Genomic DNA, 26,175 nt, shown 5'->3' with positions numbered 1-26,175 from the left:
TTATTTGCGCGCCGCATCGCTCTTGGCACGGATCGCCTTGAACTCCGAGCCATCCTGCCAGCTCGGCCACTGCCGGCCGTTGGCCAGCGCCACGCCCACGTCGTAGACCAGCGTGGTATCGGCGGCATGGCCGCTGGCATCCCATTGCGGAGTCCAAATGTCGCAGGGCTGGTGATAGCAATTGGCGAAATATGTGTCGCGCAGCGCCTTGCCCGCGGTGATGCCGCCGTTGACCATGTCCAGCCCCGGACCAACCGTGATCGCCGGCACGCCCATACGCGCAAACGCAAAATGATCGGCACGGTAGAAGAAGCCCGCCTCCAGATTCGGGTCCGGCGAATAGCTGCGTCCACGCGCCTTGGCGGCGGCTTCCAGATCGCCTTCCAGCGACACCCGTCCACGTCCCCACGAAGCGATGTCGCGGGTCAGGCCATCCGGGCTGAACATTTCCATATTGAGCACGGCCACGGTCTTGTCCAACGGCGCCAGCGGATGCGCAGCGTAGTAATTGGCGCCAAGCAAGCCCTTTTCTTCGGCGGTCAACGCGATGAAATACAGGCTGCGCTGCGGCTTGGGGCCGGCCGCGAACACACGCGCCAGTTCCAGCACGCTGGCCACGCCGGTGGCGTTATCCACCGCACCCCGCCGAATCGTCTCGCCACTGGCATCGGCCTTGCCGATACCGAACGCATCCCAGTGCGCGGAGAAGATCACCGTCTCATCCGGGTGCTGGCTGCCGGTGAGTTTGGCCACCACGTTATGCGTGACCACACGCTCGCGCTTGAGCTTGAAATCCACCGACAACGTCGCATCGCCCAGTGCCACCGGCGCGAAATCGCGCTGCTGCGCACGTGCCTTCGCTTGTTCGAAATCCAGGCCCGCCTGCTTGAACAACGACACCGCCAGCGCACGCTGCATCCAGCCACGTACCGGCACATGCTGCGCGCGGGCGTCGGCATCGCTGCGTTCGATGTCGAACAACGGCGACATGCCCGAACTCTGCACCGTGGCCCAGCCATACGCCGCCGGCGCAGTCTCGTGCACGATCAATACACCGGCCGCACCGCGCCGCGCGGCCTCTTCGTACTTGTAGGTCCAACGGCCGTAGTACGTCACGGCCTTGCCGTCGAATGCACCCGGCTGCGGCGATTCGAAATCGGCATCGTTGATCAGCACCACGGCAATCTTGCCGCGCAGATCCACGCCTTTGTAATCGTCCCATTGCCGCTCGGGTGCGCTGATGCCGTAACCGACGAACACCAGCGGCGCATTCTTCAGCGCGACCGCTTTCTGCGGCCGCAGGCTCTGCAAGATCACATCGTTGCCATTGACCAGCGCTTGGGTCTTGCCGCCGACGCGCACGCTTGCGCGCACCGGGCCATCCACCTGCGCGCGCACCAGCGGCACTGCCTGCGTCCAACCGCCTTGCTCGCCACCTGGCTCCAGGCCGGCCGCCTTGAACTGCTCCACCAGGTAATCCACGGTGCGCTGCTCACCGGCACTGGCCGGCGCGCGCCCTTCGAATTCGTCCGACGCCAGCAGGCGCACATGCCGCGACAACGCCTCGGCATTGATGCCGCCGCCCGGCAGATCGTTGGCGGCCTGCGCCACACCTCCCACAAACAGGCAGGCGGACAACAGCAGGATGCGCATCGGATTCACGGCAAGCCCTTTCAACAGGTAGATGACACATAGTTTACAAGCGCGCAGCCAATGCAGGAGCACCATGACGCGAGAATGCAGTAGATTGCGGGAACTGCGTGCATGGCTGAGGGGCCACAGGTGGGCGGACGGCGACCATCGAGATGCACGACGTGCATACCTGCAATCGGGTCACCACCGACATTGTTGTTGCAGCGGCGTGCCCCATGCGCCTGCCAATTCAAGCCAGGCAACCGCAGAGCGTTGAAGAAGATCATCGGCGCACTGTCTGGTGCGGTGTCTTCGCCGCTTGCGGGACCGTGGGCGGCATGAATGCCGCCATCGAGCCTACAAGGACGTACTTGCGGCGTATCCTGCAAGCGGCGAGGGCACCGCGCATTCGACTGACTGGCTTTAAACGACGTGACAATTCGCTACAGCGGTCGAGAGGACATATCAGCCGCTCCCGGAGCGCTAACTTGGTCGCGCTGCACGATCCAGCCAAAACCCCAGCCCTTGCGCGTTGAGTTCGATATCCGTTGCCAGCAGTTGCTCCACGGCCGCATCGTCCAACCGACATCCATGCTGGCGTGCGCGTTCCAAATACAATTCGGTCAACGCCGCCACCATGCAGCGATGCCGGTCCGGACGTTGCGCGCAACCCAGCGCAATCTCGGTCATCGCATGAATCTGCTCGCCTAGCGCCTGCGCCAACGGTGCCGGCGATGTGACACGGCCGTAATGGGTGAGATACATCGCCTCCGGTGCGGCGTCCATCAGGCGCGTCATCGACTGCAGCATCGCCTCGGGCTCGAACTGTACCGGCGACGAGGTGGGCAGGATGAAGGCACCCCGGGCACTGTCCAGTTGCCGATACGACAGGCCGAAGGTATCACCGGTAAACCAGCTGCGGCTACGCGCATCCCACACGCACAGATGATGGCGTGCATGCCCCGGGGTATCGATCGTGCGCAGCGCGCGCGCGCCCAGCATCACCGTGTACCCATCGACCGCCTCGACCACGCGCTCGGCCGGCACCGGCGCAATGACACCGTAACTGCGCGCCATTTCCGCCTCGCCATACACCGCGGTGGCGCCGGCAATCAGCCGTGTGGGGTCGATCAGATGCGGTGCACCGCGCGGATGCACCAGCGCCTGCGCATTGGGCAGGTGCTGCAACAAGGTCCCGGCACCGCCGGCATGATCCAGATGTACATGGGTCAGGATCAACCACTCTATCTGCGCCGGCGCCAACCCGGCCGCCTGCACCGCGGCCAGCATCTGTGGCACCGACAGCGAGGTGCCGCAATCGATCAAGGCGCCGCGTTGCGCTTGGACGATCAAATACGCTGCATCGAATTGCACACCACCAAAGCCGGTATCGATGGTGTGGATGTTGAACTCGGCTGTCACTGTCATTCGCACCCCGCGGCGGTTGTAGAGACTGCAGTGTAGGCCCAAGCATTGCGTCGCTGTGATGCATGTCGCCACAGGCACCCCAGAATGCGGCTAGCCATGGCGAACAGCGACGCCTGCAGCGTCATGTCGATCATGCCTCGCGCAATGCGTGCATCGCCGCAAGAATCACGTCCGCATCCATGTGCGCATGCACGCCCGGCAGTTGCAAATCGCTCGCCTGCGCTGCCTGTTTCAACCGTGCGATCAATTGCCCGGCATCGCGTGGCGATGCGAAGCCATCGCTCTGCAACAGCAACGTACCTGCGCCGTCGTTCAACTTGAAATAGAACTGGCCATCGCTTTCACGGTATTGCTTGAATACCGGCAGCGCGATCCTCTCGCCGACCGCGCTCACCGCTGCACCAGCCTGACGGGACAGATCGCGCAGGCCTACTGCATCGCGCAGCTCGGCCAGCAGCGGGGTGGCGTAGCGTGCGCGCAGACGTGCGCCGCCAGCGCGCAGCATCGCTTCGATCTTGGCCGGCTCTGCCATCAATGCTTCGTAGCGTGCGCGCAGCGGTGCAATGTCCTGATCGATCCGGTCGAACAACTGCTGCTTCGCATCGCCCCAGCTAATACCGTCGGCAAATGCCTGCGCAAATGCCGCAGACTCCTGCGGCGCAGCGAAGGCCTGATACAGCTGGAATAAGGCCGACCCCTGCGTGTCCTTCGCCTCACCCGGCGCACGCGAATCGGTGAGGATGGAAAACACCAGCTTGCGCAACTCCTCGCGCGGTGCAAACAGCGGAATCGTATTGCTGTAGCTCTTGCTCATCTTGCGGCCGTCCAGCCCCGGCAAGGTAGAGACCTGCTCGTCGATCACCCCTTCGGGCAAGGTGAAAAACTCGCGCCCATAGACATGATTGAAGCGCTGCGCAAAATCGCGTGCCATTTCGATGTGCTGAATCTGATCGCGCCCCACCGGCACCTTGTGCGCGTTGAAGATCAGGATGTCAGCCGCCATCAGCACCGGATACATGAACAAGCCTGCGGTGACGCCGGCATCTTCGTCCTCACCGTCGGCGCAGTTCTTGTCCACCGCGGCCTTGTAGGCATGCGCGCGATTGAGGATGCCCTTGCCGGCCACGCAGGTCAGCAGCCACATCAACTCGGTAGTCTCGGGCACGTCGGACTGCCGGTAGAACCACACCTTGTCCGGATCCAGACCGCAGGCCAGCCAGGTGGCGGCAATTTCCAGCGTCGAGCGCTGCGTGCGCGCCGGGTCCTGTGCCTTGATCAGGCTATGCAGGTCAGCCAGAAAATAGAAGCTCTCGGTATCGGCGCCCGCGCTGGCCTGGATGGCGGGGCGGATCGCGCCGACGTAATTTCCCAGATGCGGGGTGCCGGAAGTGGTGATGCCGGTAAGGACACGAGTGGTCATCTGCGTAATGCCAGGGAATCAGCCCCCAAGTTTAGCGGTTCCGCACGCCCGCCATTGCCGGCCCCTGGTCGAAGGCAGGTTTTAGACGCACAAACGCAGAACGGGCCGCACTGGGCGGCCCGTCGTCTGCAATCTGCTCGCCCCGTCGGGCGGCAGAATGACGCGCCATCAGGTGTCGTCGCGCAGCGACTTCTCGAACGCACGCACCTCGGTCTGGGCACGGTCGCGGTCCCAGCCATAACGTTCCTGCAACTTGCCTTGCAGATATTGCGCATTGCCTTCGGCAACCTTGAAATCGTCGTCGGTGAGATCGCCCCACTTTGCCTGGGCCTTGCCCTTCAACTGGGTCCACTTGCCGGAAATGATGTCAGTGTTCATGCGATGACTCCGCTTGATACGGCCTCGATTGACCGTGTCGCCAGACTGACGACAGCGGTGTTTGCGATTGATCAACAGGTGTCAAACGATTGATCACGGCACTGAACGGTTACCGACGCACGGCCAGTCTGCAACGCGTAGGCCGCGCCAGGCGCAGCATCCGGATGCCACCTTGCACGGCGCGATCGCGCACAAAAAAAAACGGACCTTGCGGCCCGTTTTTTGTTTGCATGCGGCGTCAGATTACTTACGCGCTGCGTCTTCCACCTTCTCGCCGGCGCCCTTCACGTCCTTGCCGGCACCTGCGACGGTGTTGCAGCCCGACAGCAGACCGACCGACAACATGGACAGCACGAGCAGCACAATTGCACGCTTCATAACAGACTCCTCATGGATAAAGCGGCGCGTTGCCGCAAATCGAACAATTCAGGTGGTGACGGATCAGCACTTACCATCGCTGCATTTTTCGGCCGTTTTCTCGACCTTCCCACCCGCGCCCTGCAAGTCCTTGCCAGCGCCAGCCACGGTGTTGCAGCCCGTCATCACGCCGGCCGAAAACAGGCCCAGCACCATCAGTGTCAGCAGTCGCTTCATCGCTCGTCCTCGTTGTGTAACGGTGCCAGCGCACCTAGCTTGGCGCCAAATCTGACTGCGCGGCCGTGGATTTGATGTGAACGTGGCGCGCCGCGTTCAGCGCTGGATCAATCCCGCATCAGCGTCGATTTGCCGAACAGGCTTTCGACCAGATCCACCGCCAGTTCGGCGGTCGCGTTGCGGTTGTCCAGCACCGGGTTGAGCTCGACGATGTCCAACGACCCCATGCGCCCGGTGTCGGCGATCATCTCCATCACCAGCTGCGCCTCGCGGTAGTTGGGGCCACCGGGCACGGTGGTGCCCACGCCCGGCGCGATGCTGGGGTCGAGGAAGTCCACATCGAAGCTCACATGCAGGTGCGTGTCGGCACTCATGTCCTGCAACGCGGCCTCCATGGTGCGCTTCATGCCGGCTTCGTCGATGTAGCGCATGTCGTAGACATCGATGCGGTGCTGCTTGATCAGCCGCTTCTCCTCCGGGTCCACCGAGCGGATGCCGATCTGCCGTACCTGCTCGGGCAACAGCGCCGGCGCACTGCCGCCCAGATGGGTCAGCGTCTCCGGGCCCAGCCCGCACAGACAGGCCACCGGCATGCCGTGCACATTGCCCGAGGGCGTCACCTCGCTGGTGTTGAAGTCCGAGTGCGCATCCAGCCACAGCACCCGCAACGGCCGGCCCTGCTCGCGGCAGTACTTGGCCACCGCGGTGATGGAGCCGATGCCCAGGCAATGGTCGCCACCGAGCATGATCGGCATGCGTCCGGCACGCAGTTCGGCGTAGCTGGCGCCCATCAGCGCCTGGTTCCAGGCCACCACTTCGTCCAGATGCCGGTAGCCGGCTTGCGGTGCCTGCCAGGGATTGCGCGGGCCATCCAGGTTGCCCAGGTCGCGCACCTCCACACCGCGGCCGACCAGGGCCTCGTGCAGTCCGGCGATGCGTAGCGCCTCCGGTCCCATGCGCGCGCCGCGGTGGCCGGCGCCGATGTCGGTGGGAACGCCAATCAGGGAAACCGGCACGTACTGCGTTGCCATGCATTGCTCCAGTATCGATAAAACCGAGCATTCTAGTGGTACGCCCGCACCGTGACGCGCAGCAGCGCAACACGGCATGGGCCGTGCCATGAACGGTGCGACGAAGCGCGAGGTTAGATCTGCCTCGTCGCGCCGCTACCGCGACACACCAGGACACTGTTTGGCGCGCCCGACGTTGCCGATCCTGTCTGTCTGACCGCCCGGTGAAGCAACACGGGCGAGAGTGACAGCCTGCTCGGATCCGGTGGGTATGGTGCGCGCCGGCCAGCGCAGCACGCCACGCATGCACGCGCTCAGGCCATCAAGCAACAGGGGGATTTCATGCCGAATAACGCTGTCAACCAGGTCGTCAAGGCTGCTGTGGGCGAGGTCCCGCGGGCGTTGCATTTTGAGAATCTACAGCGTATCGAGCATACGGTCGCGCAGACCATCGAGCGCGAGCCGGGCATCGGCATGTTGATGCTTTCCACCGCCGACGGGCGCGCCATTACCGAGCAATCCAGCCTGGATGTGGACGGTCGCCGGCTTGCCGCACTGGCCGAGGTGATCGCCACGCTCGACCGCTTGGGCTGGCACGCCGTGCCCGACCTTGCTGCCACCGCGCTACCGCAACGTCTTTCATGCGAAGCGCTGTTTTTTGCCCTGCCCGAACATCTGCGCCCGGCGCTGCCGGCCGTGGAACCCAGCCATGCGCTGCAACTGCGCCAGTGGCCAGAGCTGAGTGCAGAGACCAGTTCGCCGGCTCAATTGCTCGCCGTCGCCCATCTGCCTGCGCGCCCGTGGCGCCCGTGGCGCCCGCAGGCGCTGGCCAGCGCCTGCAAGCTGCCGGTGCAAACGGTGGAATGCCTGTTCGCCGCCGCGCTCGCCAGCGGCCGTGCCCAGACTGCGGAGAGTCCCGTGCCTGCAACGCAGCGTCGTCCGGACAGCGGCAACACGCGGTTCTTCTCATGGGTCGCACGTCGGTTCGGCCTTTCCCTCTTCCAGACGCAATCATGAGTCTTCCGGCCAACACGCTGGTGTTCGTCGGCGGCATGGGCGCCGGCAAGACCACCGCAGTGCGTGCCATCTCCGATGTGGAGCCAGTCGACACCGAAATGCCGCTCAGCCAGGATGCGGACGGCGACAAGACCTACACCACCGTCGCGCTGGACTGCAGCTTGATCGAGCTGGAAGACGGCGAGCTGCTGCACGTCTACGGCGTGCCTGGCCAGAAATACCTGGATTTCATGTGACCGCTGGTGTGCGACGGCGCGTTGGGCGTGATCGTGCTGACCAACGCACGCGACCCGCAGACGCTCAATGCCACGCTGGCGCTGTTGGGTGAGTTTACGCAGATCGCCCCGGACGCCAGCCTGGCGGTGGGCATCACCATGACCGATGAAGTCGAAGCTTTCCTGGTGCCGCCATTTCGCGATGCCTTGGTGGCCGAAGGCTTTCGCATCCCGGTCATGCGGGTGGATGCACGCTCGGCCACCCAGATCACCTTCCTGGTGAAGTCGCTGCTGTCCTATCGCTACACCTCGGCGACCAGCTGATCGCCAGCGCGCGTGACGCGTGCATATGCAGTCGACGCGGTGAGTAAGACAAGGAATCCGGTCACGACGGTGCCTGAAAGGGCGTCACGCGGGGGATGCCGCCTCTAGGGTTGCGGCGACGCGTCCGTCTTCCTTGAAGCCAGAAACAAGACTCGGTCGTAGTACAAATCTGCCTCGTGTCTGACTCACTCAGTATACAGCGTGGTCAGACACCAGGACATCGGGACGTTTCCGACATCGCGCAGGACATACCGGCGATAAGTCATCGGCATATGCCGCATGACCTGCCAGCCCTGGCGTGCCGGTGTTCGCCACATGCTGCTCCATCACCTTGCGGCAGGGTTCGCGGCGCATGTCTGCGTCCGCAACTGGCTCGGTCGCTGCTGCTTCGCCATCGCGCGGGTCCGCTGCGGACGCATGCTCACCATCGCGATGCTGCCGGTTAAGGGTCCATCGTCACGATCAGATAAAGTAGCGCGATGACAATTGAACTGAAGCCCGGCGGCTTGCTGATCGCCATCGAAGGCATCGACGGCGCCGGCAAGACCACCCTCGCCCGCCGCCTGACCACCACGCTGGAAGCCGCTGGCGCGCGCGTCGTGCTGAGCAAGGAGCCGACCAACGGCCCCTGGGGCACCAAACTGCGCCAGTCCGCCGCCACCGGCCGCCTGAGTGCGGACGAAGAAGCCGAGCTGCTGATCCGCGACCGCCACGAACATGTGGACACCTTGATCGCGCCCGCGCTGGCACGTGGCGACATCGTGATCCTAGACCGCTACTTCCCCTCGATGGTCGCCTACCAGGGCGCTGCCGGCCTGCCGCTGGACGAGCTACTGGAACTCAACGCCTTCGCGCCGCGCCCGGACGTACTGCTGCTGCTCGACCTGCCCCCGCCCACCGGCCTGGCCCGTATCCGCGCGCGCGGCGATGCGCCCAATCACTTCGAAACCCAAGACAACCTGGAACGCTGCCGCACCATCTTTGCCGGGCTGGAATTGCCGGGCAAACACGTGGTGGATGCCAGCGCCGACGCCGACAGCGTGCTGCGCCAGGCGCACGCCATCATCGTGGCCGCATTAGCCGACCGACTGAGCGGCGACGGCGCGCCGGCAGACACCGGCAAGGCCGCGCTGGAACTGCTCTCGGCCGGCCGCCCGGCCTGAGTGCTGTACTGCGCGTCGCGTCGCGTCGCGCGACAAAAGTAGCGTACCTCTCGTGGCGAATCGCTACTGGCAAGTAACTTACCTGCACCCGACTGAGTAGCAACCGGTTGAACCAAAGATCCCGCGCACGGTAGAAAACGCGGAAATTAGGCCGATCCGCAAAGCGCATACGGCTTGAACAAGTTATGAGGGGTCACGCGCACGCGTCGAACGGATTTCCCTTCTTGGGTCGTGCGGAGAACAACGCCCAGCGCGTGTTGCCTTGTATGCGCGGCCACTTGAACCGACCAACGAGACCGTGCACAGAAATGGATCGCCATAGGAGTGCTCACGGTCTGCGGGGCCGGACCCAAAGGCACCGAATTCAACAGTGACTTGCGCGTGCGAGAGTGAGACGCCCGCATTTAGAGCCATCTGCTCCAAGCGGCGCGTGTAGTGCAATTGGATGGCCTGAGCGACAGAGCCAACGGCAGACGAACTGTTGCAGAGCAACTCGATGGACACCGACGATACGTGGCGCTCCAAAGCCTCACGGTAGAGCTGGCCGATACCCCATACCCAGTCACATCATTGTTTCGACTGACGCAAGTGCTCGACGAGTCCGTGTGCAATTCCGTTCAGCGCACGCCGCCGTGTCATGTGCCCCCCCTGACAGCACAGCCAATCAAGATTGCCGCAGACGCGTGGATCGAAGATGGTGCCGGCACCCGGATTCGAACTGGGGACCTACCGCTTACAAGGCGGTTGCTCTACCAACTGAGCTATGCCGGCGAAGGCAGGCGCATTGCGCGCCGATGCGCATTCTAGCGCAGCGCGGCGCAATCTAGCGAACGCTGACGCGCGGCACCGGCAGCACCTTGCAATGCGCTGGTGGCCGCGCTGCTGCGCACATCGATCCACCACCGCGATTGCCCGCTGCCGCTGGGCACCAATTGCGCCGGGAAGCCTGCGCCGACCAGGCTGGCCTGGCGCCGCTCGGCGCGCTCGCGGCTCTGGTACTGGCCCAGCGCCACGGTGTTGTCCTCGCCCTGTGCAATCACGTAATAGTCGCCCATCCCAGCCGCAGCAATGCGCTTGACCAGCGCCTGCGCGGCCGCGCGGTCGCCCACGTTGGGCAACATCACCCGAAACGTGCTGACACCAGCGTCCTTGTCCTCGCGCACGCTGGCGCGACTGGCCTGCCCACGCACACGCGCCAGCGCCGCATCGGCATCGGCGCGTGCCACGAATGGCCCCAGGCTGGCGCAGCGCTCCGGTGCAGGCGATGGTGTGGTTGGCGACGGTTTTGTCGCCGTAGCAGCCACGCTATCGGCAGGCTTTGCAGCAGTTTTTGTGGTCACCGACGGCTCGGCTGCAGCATGCGGCGTTTCCGCTGCGACAGCGCTGGCTGATGTCGTCGATGCCGGCGTGGACGTGGATGTACTGACAACTGCCGCCGGGGTGGGGGCGGGTACCGCTGCGGATACAGGCGTTGATGCTGGTGTGGCTGGTATGGCTGGTGTGGCCGATGCAGTCGACTCACTCTCCGCCGCCGACGCCGATCCGGTCGCCGCCGCTGCACCCGGCAGCGCCGCTCCGCCAACACCCGGCAGGGTTGGCAGCAGCTCCAGCCGCGCGACACCTGTCGGTTGCGGCGGCGCTGGCGGCGGTGCCGGCGGTGGCTGCAAGGCCCACCACAACGCCACCCCGGCATTGAGGACGATCAAAACGACGATGAGCGCGCGGACATACATGCGCCGATTCTACGGGGATGCCGCAGCGGTCGCCCACGTCGCCAGACCGTCCAGCACCAAGGCGGCGCGGAACGTGGCACCGGGCAGCAGCGGTAGCAGCGGCGGCGCGCCACCACCATGGACGAGCAGCCGCACCGGCGCGCCCAGGCTGCGTTGCGCGTGCTGCAAGCTGCGCTCGATCAGCGCCACCGCCGCGCCGTCGCAGCCGGAGGTCAAGGCATCGTCGGTGTCGATGGCCAGCTCGACGTAATCGCCGCCGCTGGCCGGCAGCTGCACCGCGCGCGCATGCAGCGCTTCGCGCATGGTGGTTGGCGAGGCGGCGATGCAGCCGCCATGATGCAGGCCATCGGCGCCCAGCACGTCGATGGTCAGTGCGGTGCCCACGCCGGCCACCAGCACCGGCGCGTCGCCCCGCGCACCCAGCAGCGCCAAAAAGCGGTCCACACCGAAGCGGCTGGGATCGGCATAAGCAATACGGATACCGGCGCACTCGGCGGCGGTCCGCACGATGCGCACCTGCGTAAAGCGCTCCTGCAGGCAGGCGATCATGCGCTGCGTCAATGCCGGTGCGGCCACGCTGGCAACGTGCGCGATCTGCCCGGACGGCAGCGCCGCCAGCGCGGCCGCATCCATGGCCTCGGCGCCGTGTGCCCATGCCTGCACTTGGCCGGCACGGTTGCCGTGCAGCGGCGCGTACTTGAACCGCGAATTTCCCAGGTCGAACAACCACTCGCTCATGCAGGTCTCACGCTCACTTCTCCGCAGTGGAACAGACGCACCGTGTCGCCCAGTCGCACCCGCAACGCGCCGTCGGCCGCCAGGCCGAGCGCAACGCCACGATGTCGGGTGCCGGCCTCTTCGACCTGCACCGCACGCCCGCTCAGGACGTCCAGGTCTGCATAGCGCCCCAGGAACGGCACCAGCCCCTGCGCCTCGAACAGATCCAGCGCCGGCAGCAAAGCGGACAGCACCGCCGCCACCACTTGGTCGCGTGACACCGGTCGGCCGGCCAAGGTATCCAGATCGATCCACGGCTGGTCGATGCTGGCCGCTGCCGCCGCCGGCATGTGCACGTTCAAGCCCAGCCCGATCACCGCACGCGCGTTGCCGGTCATCTCGCCGCCGCCCTCGATCAACAGGCCGCCCAACTTGCGCTCGCGTGCCAGCAGATCGTTGGGCCATTTCAGACCGACATCGGCAAACCCGCAACCACGCAGGGCTTCGGCCACTGCCACGCCCACGGCCAGGCTGAGCCCGGCCAACTGGCCCAGCCCGCCACTGAAACGGCGCGACGCCGACAAGTAGATATGCGCGCCCAGCGGCGAGGTCCATTGCCGACCGCGCCGACCGCGGCCACCGGTCTGGCGCTCGGCCAGCAGCACTGCCACGCCCTGTTCGGGCGCCGACTGCGCCAGCAAGGTGGTGTTGCTGGATTCCAGCGTCCAGGCCACGTCCAGCGCAGCGAGGCCAGCGGCCGCATCCGGTGCCATGCCGGCGCGAATGCACGCCGCATCCAGCAGGTCCAAGGGCGTGGCCAGGCGGTAACCGTCGCCGGCTCGCCCTTCGATGTCGACCCCGGCCGCACGCAGATTCTGGATGCGCTTCCACACCGCCGCACGGGTCAAGCCGGCATCGCGTGCCAGCGCATCGCCGGACAGCCTGCCACTGGCGAGTTTGGCCAGCAAGGCGCGATCATCCACGGCTGCGGTGCGCGAGAAGGCATGAGCGGACAAATGCGCGGGCGGCGGCATGTGTAGAAGAGGCGCACCCTGCATGCTTGATTGGTCGCCAGGGCAACGCGCGTGCCGCTGCATCGGCGCGCCACACGAAGCGCGGCGTCGGGTTGGTGGCCGGCAGCACACGGGGGGCATGCCGTGGCTGGTCATCACGCGCGTCGGACCAATGCCCCGCGGCGTCCGCGCCGCAAGGCTGGCCGCCGGCGCCTCTTATCTCAAAGTGCATCACACGCCTGAAGTCCCCGAATCTATCAGCCAAAGTATGCGCCAAGCCCTCCCGGGCGCCCAGCGCGGCTTGCGTGAGGGAGTGAAAAGCGCGTTATGATCGGTGCCTCACGCCGCTTGCCCTGGATGTGGACGATGCGCCGAATCACGGTCTGCCTGCTCATGCTGTTGGCTCCGCTTGCCGCCCTGGCTTCGGACCAACTGGTCGACGGCGATCATGACAGCTGCGTCAGCACCAACTCGGCCGCACGCTGCAGAACGCCGGCCCCCGAGCCGGCACCGGCGCGTACCACCCCGCACAAAGCCGCGCCGTCCACCAGTGGTGGTGGCAGCGATGGCGATTCGTTAGTCCCACACATACGCACGATGCCGCGTTGGCACAGTTTCCTGCCGGGCATGTTCCGCTGATCCAGTGGTTGACGCGCTAGCTGCGCCGGCCGCCTCCCGATATCGCTGATGCGCTTTGGCAACCGCTGTGTAGCAGGTGCGCATGGGTCGCAGCGCTCGATCTGCCGCGGCGGCAACGTCTGCGCGCATTGACCGCGCAATTCCTGCATCAAAAAACCATTTCGCCTGTCGACGGGCTGCAGCTGCAACCAAGCGATGCGCTCATGCTGGCTGCGACCTGCTGCCTGCCGCTGTTGGAAATCGGCGCCGCCGGTTGGCGCGGCTGGTCGCAATTGATCGTGTATCCGGATGCGTTCCGCGTGCAGCGCACGCACATGGATGCAGCCGGAGTGATGCACGCATGGGACGACACCCTGATCGGCGAAGCCTGGGAGCAAGGTCCGTTGATCGTCAGCTGGGCGGATGTGCAGGCCGATCTGGATGACCCGCAGGCAGGCTTCAACGTGATCGTGCACGAGATGACGCACAAGCTCGATGCACTGGATGGCGCGCTCGACGGCAGCCCGCCATTACCACGCTCCGCGCAACGCACCTGGGCACGTGATTTCCAGCATGCCTACGATCTTTTTTGCCAACGCGTCGATGCCGGCGAAGACACCGAGATCGACCCATATGCCGCCGAAGCACCGGAAGAATTCTTCGCGGTGGTCAGCGAATATCACTTCTCCGCACCGCACCTGCTTGCACGTGCGATGCCGCAGGTTGCTGCACACTTGGAACGTTTTTACGGACCCTCGCCGTTTGCGGCGTCAGTGCAGCGCTGAGTGTGCTGCGTCACTGGACGGCGTGGTTGTCGCTTCAGCGCGGCTGACAAAACGACTGCGCAGCCGCCGCTTGAAGCACTGCCGATGCATTGAAGCGAATCCGCCGTCATCCCCCGCACATGTTCTTTCTTGCGCTTGGTCGCTCTCCAACTTCAGACCAATCCAAGATCGCGTGGTGTGGCGCCCGGAAAAACCCGTTCCACTTGCGCTGGCGACAGGCCCCACATGCGAGTCAGCACCCCGCCGAACAGGCTGCGGTAATTGTTGAGCACCGGGTAATCGCGGTTCTGCAGCAGCTGCGCCTGTTCGACCGCCACCTGCTCGCCAGCGATGCGGCCGCCGTGCACACCTCCGCCCAGCACCCAGTACGTGGTGCCATGGCCGTGATCGGTGCCCTTGCTGCCGTTCTCGCGAAAGGTGCGGCCGAACTCGGAGATCACCACCACCACGGTGTCGTTCCACGCCGGCCCCAGCGCATCGGCATACGCGGCCAGCCCTTCGCCGAGATTGCGCAGGTTATTTGCCAGGCCACCTGCCACGCTGCCTTGATTGGCATGCGTGTCCCAGCCACCGACATCGACGAATCCCAGGCGATAGCGCTCGCGCATCCAGGTCGCCATGCGCCGGGTTTCATCGGCAAAGGTACGGGCGCTGGCGGCGCCACGGGCGGCCTGCTCCATCTCGTCGCGCAACTGCACGGTGACCTGCTGACGCAGCGCCAAGCCGTCGCGCGCGGCGGCAGCCAGCGGCGTGCTGTCGTACATCTGCGACAGGATCTGCGCCTGCCGCGCGTCCAGTCCATCTTTGCCGATGCTCCGCAACGACACATTGGGTAAATCGCTGCCGCCTTGAAAGGTCAGAGGCAGCGAATCAGTGAACGCGATCGCCGACACTCCACTCAACACGCCCGACAGGCGCGCCATGAATCCGGAACGGTAATCGCGGTGCTTGCCCGCCTGGCCGGATTCGATATCGTCCTGGGTTTCGAAATGACTGCGCGACAGATCGTCGGTGCCAGCGAACGGCACGAAGGCCAGTTGCTTGCGTTCCCAAAACGGCAGCAAAGCATCGCGCATCACCGGGTTCAGGCCCCACTGCGCATTCAGTGCGACAGCACTGTTTGGATTGGCCGGATCCGGTCGTGCAATCGCCAGGCTCGGCCGCGAGTGGTAATAAAAATCGCTGCCATGCGGCACCAGCAGATTATTGCTGTCGTAGCCACCCCGCAGAAACACCACCAGCATGCGCGCGCTATCGCGTGGCGCAGCGAACAAACGACCGGCCCACGGCATGCTTGCTGCGGCTGCAGAGGCAAGCAGAAATTGACGTCGTTGCATGGCGTACTCCCGCGGCGATGGCCGCTTGGCATTCGTTGGATCGTTGGATCGGTCGTTTTGAATCTGCAAGCGTTGAATCGTTGACGTTGCATCAGCGGATCCGAATCGGTGTCATTGCGTCAGCGATAGTTGAAATCAGGCGACGACAGCAAGAATCCATTCCATTCGGCAGGCGAGCGCGCCTGGTCCAGCGCCTGCTGTGTGGCGGCGGACAGCGAGGGCGCCAGCCACCGGTACGCAGGCCGCGTGTCGATGCGCGTCACCGCCGGAATCGGCGTGTCGTTATCACCATCCAGACGAAACAGTTGCTTCGGTCCGCCGCCGATTGAGCGCGCCACCTCGAACCGGCGCGCCAATTGCCCGGAGCTGGTCCAGGCCTGCGACTGCAGCGACCAGCCATCGGGCGTGATACGCCCAAACAACGGCTCGCCCAGTTGCTGCACCCAACTGGCCATCGGCGCGGCATTGATCACCGGTTGATCCTCATACGCCACTCGCATCGCCGACACCACGAATCGGTTCGGGTCCTTGAACTTGCGCGGTTGCGCCTGCGCAAACTCCGGCGACGCCAGCATGGTCTGCATCACCTGGGCGATATCGCCATCACTGCGTTGGAAGGTGTTGGCCATGCGCGTCACCAGCGCAGCGGGGGGCGTGTCGCTGACGAAATACTCGGCCAGGCGTTGCGAAATGAAGTGCGCGCAGGCTGGCTGCCGTACCAACAGCTGCACGGCGCGCTCGATCTCATCCAGACCACCTCCAGCGATGCGCTGACCAAGCAGCATCTTGTCGCCAGGTTGATGTCGCGCCGGATTGAATTCGAACAAGCCTTTGCGCACGACCTGCGTCTGCCCTGGTGCTGCAGCTGGCAACGGCGGCGCGCCGTTGGCCTTGATCGGCACCAAGCCTGCGCCGGTGAGGATCAGCGCCAGCTGCTGCACGTCCTGCTGGCTGTAGCCGCCATGCACCCCCAGCGTGTGCAGTTCCATCAACTCGCGTGCGTAGTTTTCGTTGACCTTGCCCTTGGCGCTCTTGGCATTGTCCAAGTATTCCAGCATCGCCGGGCTTTCCAGCGTGGCCATCACCAAGTCGACAAACTTGCCGGTGGCATTGGGGCGAATCGCGTTTTCCATGTAGTCGGCGGCCATCCATTTCACCCGCGCCTTGTCGGCATACACGCTGAAATGATTAAGCCAGAACCACACCAGTTGCTCGCGCAGCTGATCCGGCGCGTACACCGCGCGCAGCAATTGCGCCTGGCGCGCCTGCACCAACATCTGCCCGCCGCGCGCCTGCCAGTCCTTCTTCAGGGCAACCTTCTCATCGCCATCGGGCATGGCCTGCAGGCGGACCTTGTCGGCCTCGTATTGGGTCAGCAAATCCACCAGAGTGGTATGCAGCCCATCGAAGCGCTGCAGCTGCACGCGTACCGGCGCCGGCAACGCCGCGTCGTCGCTGGGCTGCAATAACAGCGCACCGAAGCGTTTGGGGCCTAGCTGTGTCAGTTGCGTCGCGCTGTTGGCGTCCACACCGTAGGTGGCGCGTTGCAGCCAGCGTGTCTGTGTTGATGTGAGCGGCGCTTCGGCGGCCGTGCAATTGAGCACCCAGACGCTGCCGATCAACAGCGGCAGCGCTCGCCGTCCTCGCCATTGCTGCGCGCGTACCACACGCGTTTCCATGCACCCTGCCTGACTCACTCGCTCGAACATGCGGCCCTCCATCGCAACGACGTACCGACCCAGTATGGGCAAGCCAACGCATGCGGGGTTAAACGGTTGTCGGAAGGCCTGTGGACATTGACCAGGTGTTTATCGGGCCACTCCCGCTGGTCACAATCCCGGCGGCATGGTCACGTCGAAGCGGGCGCCGCCCAGTTCCTGCGAGCGCACCACCTGCAACTCGCCGCGGTAGGCCTTGATCAGATCCTGCACGATCGACATGCCGATACCGTGCCCTTGCACGCGCTCATCGCCACGCACACCGCGCTGCAGGATCTTGGCCACGTCTTCCGGCGCGATGCCGGGGCCGTCGTCTTCCACCGACAGGATCAACCCGGCACGACGGCTACCGGTCGTGGGTCCCGGTTGTGCGGTCAACAGCACGCGGCTAAGCGCCCACTTGAAGCCGTTTTCCAGCAAATTGCCGAGCAGCTCCTGCAAATCGCCCGGCTCACCGTGAAAGCGCGCTTCGGGGGAAATATCGAACTCGCACAGCACGCCCTTGACCGAATACACCTTCTCCAGACCACGCACGATTTCTTCGGCGGTCGGCTCGATCGGCAAAGGCGCGGCGAATAACTTGTGCCCGCTGGAAGCGGCGCGTGCCAGCTGGTAAGACACCAGATCGTTCATGCGGCGCAGCTGCACATCCATTTCTTCATGCAGATCGCGCTCGGACGCGCCGCTATCCAATTGCGTGCGCAAGACGGCGATGGGTGTCTTGAGGCTATGCGCCAGATCGGCCAGCGTATTGCGCTGGCGCTCCAGGTTGTCGCGCTCGCTCTCGATAAAGGCATTGATGCTGTCGGTCAGCGGCTCCAGCTCGCGCGGATGCTGCTCGCTCATGCGCTGGATCTCGCCGCGCTGCACCTTGGTCAGCTCGTTGATGACCCGCCGCAGCGGACGCAGGCTCCATTGCAGAATGAAGGCCTGCAACACCAGCAACACCACGCCAGCGCTACCGAGGTAGAACCACACCGCACCACGGAACACGCGCAGCTGCGCGCCCATCGAGCGCGCATCTTCCATCACATAGATGGTGTACGGAATCTCGCCACCGTGTTCGCGTTCGACATAACTCACGCCCAGGCCGTAGCGATACAGCTGGCCCAGGCTGCCGTCGATCTGGGTCATTTCCAGCGGGCCGATGAACTCTTCCTGGCGCGGCTCCAGCATGCGGCCGTGCGGAATATTCGGGCCTTCGGCCGACATCGAGGTCCAGCTTTCGTCGGGACGTACAACTTCGACATAGAGCCCGCCGCCAGGCACATCGAAACGCGGGTCGGGCGGTTGCCCGCCGATGTACAGCGAGCCGTCGCGTACGAAATCGATATTGGCCGCATACGCGGAAGCGTAGTTCTTCAGCCGCTCGCGCAGATTCTTTTCGGCGGTGTCGGCAAACGCCACATCCAGCGCGTAACCCGCCAGCGCCAGGAAGGCCACCAGACTGAGGCTGGCGGCCAGCAGCTGGCGGGCCTGCAACGAGCGCGGCCGCCAGCGTCTATACCACTTGGAGCGGCCCGGCACGTGGTCTTCCCGTTCGTTGACGCGCGGACTCAGCCTTCGGTACGCGGAATGGCGAAGCGGTAGCCGCGACCACGGACGGTTTCGATCGGCTTGAGCTCACCATCGGGATCGAGCTTCTTGCGCAGACGACCGATGAACACTTCCAGCACGTTCGAATCGCGGTCGAAATCCTGCTGGTAGATGTGCTCGGTGAGGTCGGCCTTGGAGACCAATTCGCCGGCATGCATCATCAAGTATTCAAGCACCTTGTACTCGTAGCTGGTCAGATCCACGTTGGCGCCGTTGACGCTCACCGTCTGTGCTGCCAGATCCAGCGCGACCGGACCGCATTCCAGCGTGGGCTTACTCCAGCCAGCAGCACGTCGCAACAACGCGTTGACGCGCGCCAGCAGCTCTTCGACATGGAACGGCTTGACCAAGTAATCGTCGGCGCCCTGCTTGAGGCCTTCGACCTTGTCCTGCCAGCTCGAACGCGCGGTCAGGATCAGCACCGGAAATTTCTTGCCTTCATCGCGCAGGGCCTTGATCAGCTCCATGCCTGACATCTTGGGCAAGCCAAGATCGATGATGCCAACGTCGAACGGCACTTCACGGCCCATGTAGAGGCCTTCTTCGCCGTCCTGTGCAGCGTCAACCGCAAAACCTTCACGCTTCAGACGCGCCGCAAGGGTTTCGCGCAGCGGAGCTTCGTCTTCGACCAAAAGGATACGCATGCACTCTTCCTAGTTACGTTGTCGGCCAGTGGCCGGGGAATTTATAAGACTGAACGTAGAACTGTCTACGTTCAGCGGTTATCGTCGCGTGGTGGCGCGTCCGGCGGCGGCAAGTTCTGCAGCGGCGCGGCCTGCGTCTGCTCCGGCTCATACACGGTGTGTACGCGCCCGTCTTTCATGTACTTGACCCGGTTGAGATTGACGCCATCGAACGGCACGCGCTCGGCACCAAGGATCTGTCCACCGGTAGACCGTTGCACATGCCGAATGGTGTCCGACAGCGTGCGGCTATTGCCGCGTGCCGACGGCGGCAACGTCTCGCGCCCGCTCTGCACCATCGGGTAGCCCTGGCCCCAGGCCAACGGCGCGGCCATGGCCACCGAGAGGGCAACCAGAGCAATTTGGCGAGCGCGGCAGGGCAATCGGGTCACAAACGAATCCTAGCGGGTTGTTCAGAAACATTCAGAATTCGTGAAATCGACCATGCGTTACAGATGGTCGAGCATCGGAATTGAGCCAAATTCTTGATTTTTCGGGGTGAATCCGATCTGAACTTTTTTAGCTTCGAGGTAACGGCATTCAGCGAAATGAATATCGTCAGTGCTCAAAGCCATGGTGGGCGTGGGCTGTGGCGGACGCGCCCGTTGCTGGAAACCCTCGAAACCATCGATATCCCAGCAGCCCGTTCAGGAACGCAAGCGGTGGGCCAACTAGGCGACCACCCGCCAGGATCGCGTATCGGTGCGCTGCAGCGCCTGTTCGACCAACTCCCAGCCGGCACCCGGACGATGTGCGCCTTCACTCAAGACCTGCCGGAATGACCGCCCGCCGGGCTGGCCATGGAACAGGCCCAGCACGTGCCGCGTCATATGCTTCAGGGCAAGACCTTGCGCCAGCTGCGATGCCACGTACGGCTGCAATGCGCGCAGCAGGGACTCGCGCGGTTGCTCGGGCCGCTGGTTCAAGGCAGCGTCCAGACAATGCAGGACGTAGGGGTCGTGGTAGGCCGCGCGGCCGAGCATGACGCCATCGGTATGCTGCAGATGCGCCATTGCGGCGTCCACGGCCACGATGCCACCGTTGAGCACCACAGGCAGGCCGGGCCGCTCCTGATTGAGCCGGTAGGCCCAGTCGTAACGCAGCGGCGGCACTTCGCGGTTTTCCTTCGGCGACAGGCCCTTGAGCCAGGCGTTGCGGGCGTGCACCACCACCATCGCCGCGCCGGCCGCGACCACCTGGTCGACAAAGCGGGCGAATAGCGCGTAATCGTCATCGTCGTCCACGCCAAGACGGCATTTGACCGTGATCGGCACGTGGGTGGCCGTGCACATGGCAGCGACGCATTCGGCCACCAGTGCCGGCTCGCGCATCAGGCAGGCGCCGAACCGCCCGGCCTGCACGCGGTCGGACGGGCACCCGCAATTGAGATTGATCTCATCAAATCCCCACTCCTGCGCGATCGCCGCCGCCTGCGCTAGCAAGGCCGGATCACTGCCGCCCAGCTGCAGCGCCAGCGGATGTTCGACCGCATCGAAGCCGAGCAGCCGCGCGCGATCGCCGTGGATCACCGCATTGGCGTGCACCATCTCGGTGTACAGGCGTGCCGACGGCGCCAACAGACGGTGGAAGACCCGGCAATGACGGTCGGTCCAGTCCATCATCGGAGCGACGGACAGGCGCAGGGAGGCGGCGTAGCGATCGGCGGAAGCGGTCATCGACGAAGTGGCCGCAGCGAGCAGCCAGTAGAATGCGAAGCAGGATCAACAGCTTACACGGGCGTCGATGAATCTGCGGCGGTGCGCAGTGGCAGGCCGGAGCGGCTGCTTTGGGATTTAGCTGCAGGATCGCCTACTCGTTGCGCCATGTGATCGCCCCCCCCATCAGCTGGCCGGCTACGCGTATTACGCGCAATTGCGGATGGCGCTGGTGAGGCGCTTCGGCGGCCAGCATCACGGATGCGTTCTACTGTCGGGAAGGGCAATAGCGCCGAAGATCGCGTTGACGCTGTTTTTGTTCCCCTCGCTCGCCAAGTGCGGGCGGGGACGGGAGGCAGCGCTGCAGGATGCGCGGTGCCTGTCTGCGTTCGCCTCTGCGGCGAACGCCTTGCATCGTCAGTGACGAGCGGAGCTTTCCAAGTCCGGTGCCGCGGTGACCGCTGCGCTCGGACGAACCCGGACCTTACGGGTTACGGACACCCACACGCTCTTCGGCGCTGAGCGGCTTGCCGAGTGCGTGGTACGAGGCGACCAGCGCGATCAGGGCGGTGCCCAAGACCGTGTAGAAGCTCCACGACTTGGCCAGCACGTGCACCTGGCCGAACACCAGCGCGACAACGGCAGTGGCGGTGCACAGCACCATGGCCAGCAGAGACATCAGGAAAGGAATGGAAGGATCGAGCTTCATGGTCCGCGGGTTCCAAGGTGCGATGCGATAGCTGCAGCATCGGCGTTCCCGGCGCTTTCTTGAACTGTTTTTCTGCGCTTTTTTCAGGCAATTTCGAGCAAGTCAGCAAGCACTCAGTTTTCTGTCAAAGCCTTGGCGCACAAGGCCTTGTGTGTCGAAAAACTCCTGACGCACCGGCAAAAAAATCACCACCCGCGCCAGCGTTCCAATGCGGTCGTGGCGGAAAACCGACGGGCCTGCACGAGGCGATTTGTGGCGTGTCGCAGGTGCGGTTTCCGAGCTGTGCCGGTTGCAGTTCTTCCGGGCGATGCAGTGGGGTGCCGAGGTGGAAGATCACGGCAAAGGTTGGAAGTCATCGCCAGGCTCAGGCAACAACGTGCAGGTCACCGGCCTGGCGTTGCGCTTCCAGGCGCTTGCCAGGACCAGGCTGTCCTGACGCTGGCTCTACAAAGCCGCCGATGTGGAGCCGGGTCGGGGATGCGCTGCCAGGCAATGGCGCAACCTGCAGAAGACCTGGAGGTTGCACCAGGGTCTGCCAATGTTGCGTTGAGTCTGACAAGAGCTCTCAAGCGGCAGCCTACATGTCGCACAGCGGGCAGCAGCGGCCAGACGCGTCTCGCGCAGGCATATTGCAACATGCAGCCGAATACCGAGGCGCTTGGACGCCGATGACACGCGCACGACGCGCGCGGGCCTAACCAGCAAGCAAGAGCAGCATGCTCAGCGCGCCGGGGCGGTAGTGAATTCGCCGCGTTGCAGTTTGCTCACGTCGTTGCCCTGCCCGTCCTTGAGGCTGAGGTCAGCGCCCTTGGCGGCCAGATCCTTCAGTACGTCGGTACGTTGAAACAGCGCTGCATACATCGCCGCGGTCTGCCCGGCGTTGTTGCGCTGGTCCGGCGCACAGCCGGCCTGCATCAGGCGCTTGGCGATGCCCAGCTCGCCCTTGAAGATGGCGCCCATCAGCGCGGTGTTGCCGCGCTTGTCCTGCGCACAGGGGTCGGCGCCGGCGCTGAGTAATTGCTCCACCGCCGGGCGCTGGCCGTGGTACGCGGCCAGGATCAACGCGGTATAGCCCTTCTCGTCGCGGGTATTGAGGTCGTAGTGCGAGCGAATGAATTCGGCCAGCATGTCTTGGCGACCTTCACGCGCGGCATCGAAGAAATACGCACGCAGTTGCAGCTTGATCTGCTCGGGTGTGGCGGTGGCCGTTGCATTGGCGGCGGGAGTGGATGCCGGCGAAGCAGCATTGGCAACTGCAGACAGGCTGCCAAGCATCAAAAACAAGAGGGTGCGCATGGGAATCTCCCGGACTCAAGACGACATCGCGGCGCAGGCCGCGATGTCGTCGGGCGGATCAGTCCTGCAGGCTGGAAGCCAGCTGCTTGACGCGCGACAGGTCGCCCTTGGCCACGCGCGTAACGCCGCTGCCGTACTCGGGGTCGGCCTTGTACAGGAACGACAGCATCCGGTGCTTGCTTTCGGTGTCGGTGTCGGCCAGCGACTCGCCGAAACTCTGCACCAGATCGGCCCGATCCTTCTTGCTATAGGAGCGGTACAACTCGCCGGCCTGCTTGAAGTTCTGCTCGCGGGTGATCTTGGCCTGCTGCGTGGTGCCCGACAGCGGCAGCTCGCTATAACGCGCAGACGCGTCTTGCGGACGCGGCTGCAGACGGCTCGGCTCGTAGTTCACGCCGCTGGTGGTCTGCCCGATATTGCCCTGCCCATCCTGGTTGCCGTTGTTGACCGCTACCCGCGGGCGGTTGACCGGCAGGCTCAGGCCATTGGCACCGATGCGGTACAGCTGCGTATCGGCATAAGAGAAGATACGGCCCTGCAGGAGGCGGTCTTCAGACGGCTCGATACCCGGCACCAGATTGGCCGGCGCCATCGCCACCTGCTCGGTCTCCTGGAAGAAGTTGTCGACGTTCTTGTTCAACACCATCTGGCCGACCTTCTGCTCCGGCACGTCCGGCCAGATCTTGGTGGCGTCGAGCGGATCGAAATCGAACTTGGCCAGGTCTTCCGGCTTGAGCACCTGCACGTACAGGTCCCACTTCGGGTAATCGCCCTTCTTGATCGCAGCGACCAGATCGTTGGTCAGGTGGCTGTAGTCCTTGGCCTGCACGGCGGCAACCTGTTTGGGATCGAGATTCTTGATGCCCTGCAGGGTCTTCCAGTGGAACTTGACGTAATGCACTTCGCCCTGCGCATTGACCAACTTGTAGGCATGCACGCCATTGCCATCCATGAAGCGATAGCCGGCCGGGGTACCTTCATTGGAGTAAAGCAGCGTCAGCGTGCGGGTGGCTTCGGGCACGTGCGAGAAGAAATCGAAACGGCGCGAATCGTCATCCAGATTGGTGCGCGGGTCTGGCTTGAACGCATGCACCATGTCGGGAAACTTGATCGCATCGCGAATGAAGAACGTGGGGAAGTTGTTGCCGACCAGATCCCAATTGCCTTCGCTGGTATAGAACTTGGTGGCGAAACCATGCGGGTCGCGCAGCGTTTCCGGCGAATGATTGCCGTGCACCACCGAGGAAAAGCGCACGAAGACCGGCGTTCTTTCGCCCGCGCTGAAGACCTTTGCTTTGGTCAGCTTGGACACATCGGCGGTGGCGGTGAACTCGCCTTTGACGCCAGTGCCGCGCGCATGCACCACGCGCTCGGGAATGCGCTCGCGATCGAAGCGTTGCAGTTTCTGGATCAGCTGGACGTCTTGCAGCAGGGTCGGGCCGTTGGGGCCAGCCGTCTGCGAATTCTGGTTATCGCCGACCTTGGCGCCATTGTCGCGGGTCAGAACGGATTGGGCGAAGACCGGCGGAGCGATCAACGTCGGGGCTAGCAGGGCTAGCACCATGAGAGATCCAGGGCGCATGGCGTCAGCTCGTTTGAGGAGGCTGCATCATGGCCAGCAGGCCGAAGCGTGAGAAGTCGTTAGTTACTATCGCTGCGATAGGGGAACGTGATGATGACTGCGTTGCGTGATAAGCATCTCGCTACAGAGTGGCAGTTGGTCTTGAATCACGCAGCGACCTGGCGCATTCGCTGAGCAATCGCATCTCGACGACCTCACATGTATGCGCTGGCGGCAAATCATTTGCTGCAGTGCGGAGACCAGTTGGCGCTTGCTATATGCGCTGCCACGACAACGAAGAACACTGCCCATCACCCGTTGCACGGATACGCGCAGGTGCCCGCTCGGTGATGCCGGTCCGCACGATCAGCACAGCCGAAAACGCATCGCCATGCTGCGTAGACCGATTAGACACAGCACGCTGGGTGCCGCGCCGTTGCTCGGCAGTCCCCTGCATGGCCAACGCAAGTTAGGAATGCCGATCGAAGCGTGAGCCCACCGTTCAAACCACAAACCACCGACAGACCCGCGCGTTAATGGTGGCACCTGCATCGTGTTCGGATCCGGACCCGCCAGCGCGACTCTCTTGCTCAGGCAGCCCGACCTCTGCCCGCCGCTGTTGTAGGTCGGCAGGACTCTCCAACTTGAACAAGCTGCCGTCGGCTTTGCGTTGCGTACCGCTGCGGCTTCCCCGACATGATGAGGTTACGATCAATGAACACGGCGAGGTCCGCCGTGCTGTAGGCACTGATAGCGCAGAAGCACGCGGTCGCCGCATGTTACGAATCCAACTGCCTTGGAAGGCACCCACAGCTCGGCGCGCAACGCGATGTCCTTGGATAACAAGGTGATCAGCGGCTGTTGCGCACCGACCGGTTGCCCTGCATGCACCAGCAGGTTCGTGACCATGCCATCGGTTGGCGCACGCAATACGACCGAACGGCGTGCTCCAGTTTCCGAAAGGGATTGCGCGACATCTGCGATCTGCCTGGCGATGTCGTTGCGCTTTGCTTCCAAGGTTGCAGGCGTTTGCTCCAGCTGCAACTGAAGTTGAGAGTGCTCCACACGCAGGTCCAACGCATGTTTCTGCAACTCTTCGAGTTGCCCCTGATTCTGAATCGCGATGTCTTGCTGCTGCAATAATTGAACCTTGGTCAATATTCCCTTTTCTGCAGCAGTCACCCACTGCTCTTAGAGCCGGAGCGCGCGCTCTGCGCGCTGGCGTTGCAAGCGAATCTGCTCGGCAGTGTTATCCATCTGCGCGTCAAGCAGCGTGACGCGCCGACGCAGATCGCGCTGCTGGGCGTCGTAGCGCTGATTCTGAGCCTGTAAATCCGCACCTGATTAGCACGCACTTTCAGCGGTGAACATGGTGACATCACGCAGGGCCCGCTCGGACCACGGCTTGCTGGCGGCTGCGGCGGCCAGCAAGCTGGGCACCAGCCGGGTCAGATCGAAACGGCGGTTGAACCGCCACATCGTCTCTGCCAGGTAGCGCTGGGCGTATTTGGCGAATTTGAAGGCGTGCTAGGCACCGTCCAGCGAACGCTTTAGGTTGGACAACACCACGTTG

General features: G+C 63.9%; 23 protein-coding genes, 1 tRNA gene and 6 pseudogenes. 7 read left to right on the top strand and 23 right to left on the bottom strand.

The window, feature by feature from the left end:
- The 7 genes from WJW29_RS18110 to rocF all read right to left on the bottom strand — a co-directional run bounded on the left by WJW29_RS18110 (position 1) and on the right by rocF (position 6,483).
- Positions 1-1,653 (bottom strand): M28 family metallopeptidase, encoded by a 1,653-nt coding sequence (locus WJW29_RS18110; RefSeq protein WP_027704117.1) that lies wholly within the window; start codon positions 1,651-1,653, stop codon positions 1-3.
- A gap of 462 nt (positions 1,654-2,115) precedes the next feature.
- Positions 2,116-3,060, bottom strand: coding sequence for an MBL fold metallo-hydrolase (locus WJW29_RS18105; protein WP_041181936.1), 945 nt, complete (start codon positions 3,058-3,060; stop codon positions 2,116-2,118).
- Positions 3,061-3,190: 130 nt separating this feature from the next.
- Positions 3,191-4,480 (bottom strand): tryptophan--tRNA ligase, encoded by a 1,290-nt coding sequence (locus WJW29_RS18100; protein ID WP_011257370.1) that lies wholly within the window; start codon positions 4,478-4,480, stop codon positions 3,191-3,193.
- Positions 4,481-4,648: 168 nt separating this feature from the next.
- Entirely contained in the window at positions 4,649-4,858 is a 210-nt protein-coding gene (locus WJW29_RS18095) for a CsbD family protein (RefSeq protein ID WP_011407411.1), read from the bottom strand.
- A 243-nt stretch (positions 4,859-5,101) separates the two neighbouring features.
- Complete coding sequence (locus WJW29_RS18090) at positions 5,102-5,236, bottom strand: entericidin A/B family lipoprotein (RefSeq protein ID WP_011257368.1); 135 nt, start codon at positions 5,234-5,236, stop codon at positions 5,102-5,104.
- 63 nt (positions 5,237-5,299) lie between these two features.
- Positions 5,300-5,452: an entericidin A/B family lipoprotein gene (locus WJW29_RS18085; RefSeq protein WP_011407410.1), complete on the bottom strand. Its 153-nt coding sequence runs from the start codon at positions 5,450-5,452 to the stop codon at positions 5,300-5,302.
- A 107-nt stretch (positions 5,453-5,559) separates the two neighbouring features.
- A complete protein-coding gene (rocF, locus tag WJW29_RS18080; RefSeq protein WP_011407409.1) occupies positions 5,560-6,483 on the bottom strand; it encodes an arginase in 924 nt (307 codons plus the stop codon).
- Between the two features lie 321 nt (positions 6,484-6,804).
- Here rocF and WJW29_RS18075 point away from each other — a divergent pair.
- The 4 genes and pseudogenes from WJW29_RS18075 to tmk form a co-directional block, all read left to right on the top strand.
- A pseudogene (locus WJW29_RS18075) lies at positions 6,805-7,023 on the top strand (hypothetical protein); the annotation flags it as partial.
- Positions 7,015-7,479, top strand: a pseudogene (locus tag WJW29_RS18070) (hypothetical protein); the annotation flags it as partial. The pseudogenes WJW29_RS18075 and WJW29_RS18070, both read left to right, overlap by 9 nt.
- A pseudogene (locus tag WJW29_RS18065) lies at positions 7,476-8,018 on the top strand (GTPase). The pseudogenes WJW29_RS18070 and WJW29_RS18065, both read left to right, overlap by 4 nt.
- A gap of 479 nt (positions 8,019-8,497) precedes the next feature.
- Positions 8,498-9,181, top strand: coding sequence for a dTMP kinase (gene tmk, locus WJW29_RS18060; protein ID WP_011257363.1), 684 nt, complete (start codon positions 8,498-8,500; stop codon positions 9,179-9,181).
- A 695-nt stretch (positions 9,182-9,876) separates the two neighbouring features.
- On the opposite strand, the gene WJW29_RS18055 is transcribed toward tmk, so the two are convergent.
- The 4 genes from WJW29_RS18055 to birA form a co-directional block, all read right to left on the bottom strand.
- Positions 9,877-9,952 (bottom strand) — tRNA-Thr (locus WJW29_RS18055).
- A 32-nt stretch (positions 9,953-9,984) separates the two neighbouring features.
- The gene (locus WJW29_RS18050; RefSeq protein ID WP_011257362.1) at positions 9,985-10,914 is read right to left on the bottom strand and encodes an SPOR domain-containing protein; all 930 of its coding nucleotides are present in this window, start codon (positions 10,912-10,914) and stop codon (positions 9,985-9,987) included.
- 9 nt (positions 10,915-10,923) lie between these two features.
- Positions 10,924-11,652, bottom strand: coding sequence for a type III pantothenate kinase (locus WJW29_RS18045; RefSeq protein ID WP_011257361.1), 729 nt, complete (start codon positions 11,650-11,652; stop codon positions 10,924-10,926).
- Positions 11,649-12,665, bottom strand: coding sequence for a bifunctional biotin--[acetyl-CoA-carboxylase] ligase/biotin operon repressor BirA (birA, locus tag WJW29_RS18040; protein WP_012446310.1), 1,017 nt, complete (start codon positions 12,663-12,665; stop codon positions 11,649-11,651). The genes WJW29_RS18045 and birA overlap by 4 nt, the downstream gene beginning before the upstream one ends.
- Before the next feature lie 306 nt (positions 12,666-12,971).
- Between birA and WJW29_RS18035 the strand changes: the two genes are divergently transcribed.
- Positions 12,972-13,283 carry a hypothetical protein gene (locus WJW29_RS18035; protein WP_012446311.1) on the top strand — a complete coding sequence of 104 codons (312 nt, stop codon included), beginning with the start codon at positions 12,972-12,974 and terminating at the stop codon, positions 13,281-13,283.
- A gap of 20 nt (positions 13,284-13,303) precedes the next feature.
- Positions 13,304-14,047 (top strand): M90 family metallopeptidase, encoded by a 744-nt coding sequence (locus WJW29_RS18030; RefSeq protein WP_075239894.1) that lies wholly within the window; start codon positions 13,304-13,306, stop codon positions 14,045-14,047.
- Positions 14,048-14,199: 152 nt separating this feature from the next.
- On the opposite strand, the gene WJW29_RS18025 is transcribed toward WJW29_RS18030, so the two are convergent.
- From WJW29_RS18025 to WJW29_RS17995, 7 genes are all read right to left on the bottom strand, one after another.
- A complete protein-coding gene (locus WJW29_RS18025; RefSeq protein WP_027704119.1) occupies positions 14,200-15,384 on the bottom strand; it encodes a DUF1501 domain-containing protein in 1,185 nt (394 codons plus the stop codon).
- 119 nt (positions 15,385-15,503) lie between these two features.
- A complete protein-coding gene (locus tag WJW29_RS18020) occupies positions 15,504-17,093 on the bottom strand; it encodes a DUF1800 domain-containing protein (protein WP_012446313.1) in 1,590 nt (529 codons plus the stop codon).
- Between the two features lie 120 nt (positions 17,094-17,213).
- On the bottom strand, positions 17,214-18,584 hold the full coding sequence (locus tag WJW29_RS18015; protein WP_012446314.1) for an ATP-binding protein: 1,371 nt from the start codon (positions 18,582-18,584) through the stop codon (positions 17,214-17,216).
- Between the two features lie 74 nt (positions 18,585-18,658).
- A complete protein-coding gene (locus tag WJW29_RS18010; RefSeq protein ID WP_002808458.1) occupies positions 18,659-19,342 on the bottom strand; it encodes a response regulator transcription factor in 684 nt (227 codons plus the stop codon).
- Between the two features lie 71 nt (positions 19,343-19,413).
- A complete protein-coding gene (locus WJW29_RS18005) occupies positions 19,414-19,716 on the bottom strand; it encodes a hypothetical protein (protein ID WP_033013584.1) in 303 nt (100 codons plus the stop codon).
- Between the two features lie 336 nt (positions 19,717-20,052).
- A complete protein-coding gene (gene dusA, locus WJW29_RS18000; protein ID WP_011257354.1) occupies positions 20,053-21,057 on the bottom strand; it encodes a tRNA dihydrouridine(20/20a) synthase DusA in 1,005 nt (334 codons plus the stop codon).
- Between the two features lie 463 nt (positions 21,058-21,520).
- Positions 21,521-21,745 carry a hypothetical protein gene (locus WJW29_RS17995; protein WP_011257352.1) on the bottom strand — a complete coding sequence of 75 codons (225 nt, stop codon included), beginning with the start codon at positions 21,743-21,745 and terminating at the stop codon, positions 21,521-21,523.
- A 250-nt stretch (positions 21,746-21,995) separates the two neighbouring features.
- Between WJW29_RS17995 and WJW29_RS17990 the strand changes: the two genes are divergently transcribed.
- Complete coding sequence (locus WJW29_RS17990; protein WP_113160272.1) at positions 21,996-22,181, top strand: hypothetical protein; 186 nt, start codon at positions 21,996-21,998, stop codon at positions 22,179-22,181.
- A gap of 284 nt (positions 22,182-22,465) precedes the next feature.
- Here WJW29_RS17990 and WJW29_RS17985 read toward each other — a convergent pair whose 3' ends face one another.
- The 5 genes and pseudogenes from WJW29_RS17985 to WJW29_RS17965 all read right to left on the bottom strand — a co-directional run.
- Positions 22,466-23,041, bottom strand: a complete 576-nt coding sequence (locus WJW29_RS17985) for an ankyrin repeat domain-containing protein (protein ID WP_011257351.1) — start codon at positions 23,039-23,041, stop codon at positions 22,466-22,468.
- A gap of 58 nt (positions 23,042-23,099) precedes the next feature.
- Positions 23,100-24,605 carry a catalase KatB gene (gene katB / locus WJW29_RS17980; RefSeq protein ID WP_027704120.1) on the bottom strand — a complete coding sequence of 502 codons (1,506 nt, stop codon included), beginning with the start codon at positions 24,603-24,605 and terminating at the stop codon, positions 23,100-23,102.
- A gap of 580 nt (positions 24,606-25,185) precedes the next feature.
- Positions 25,186-25,407, bottom strand: a pseudogene (locus WJW29_RS17975) (hypothetical protein); the annotation flags it as partial.
- 8 nt (positions 25,408-25,415) lie between these two features.
- Positions 25,416-25,511 (bottom strand): annotated as a pseudogene (locus WJW29_RS17970) (hemolysin D); the annotation flags it as partial.
- Between the two features lie 435 nt (positions 25,512-25,946).
- Positions 25,947-26,175, bottom strand: a pseudogene (locus WJW29_RS17965) (transposase); the annotation flags it as partial.

Source organism: Xanthomonas sp. JL1 (genome assembly GCF_038405005.1).
The sequence above is the reverse complement of the archived record's forward strand: the minus strand, read 5'-3'. Positions and strand labels throughout refer to the sequence as shown.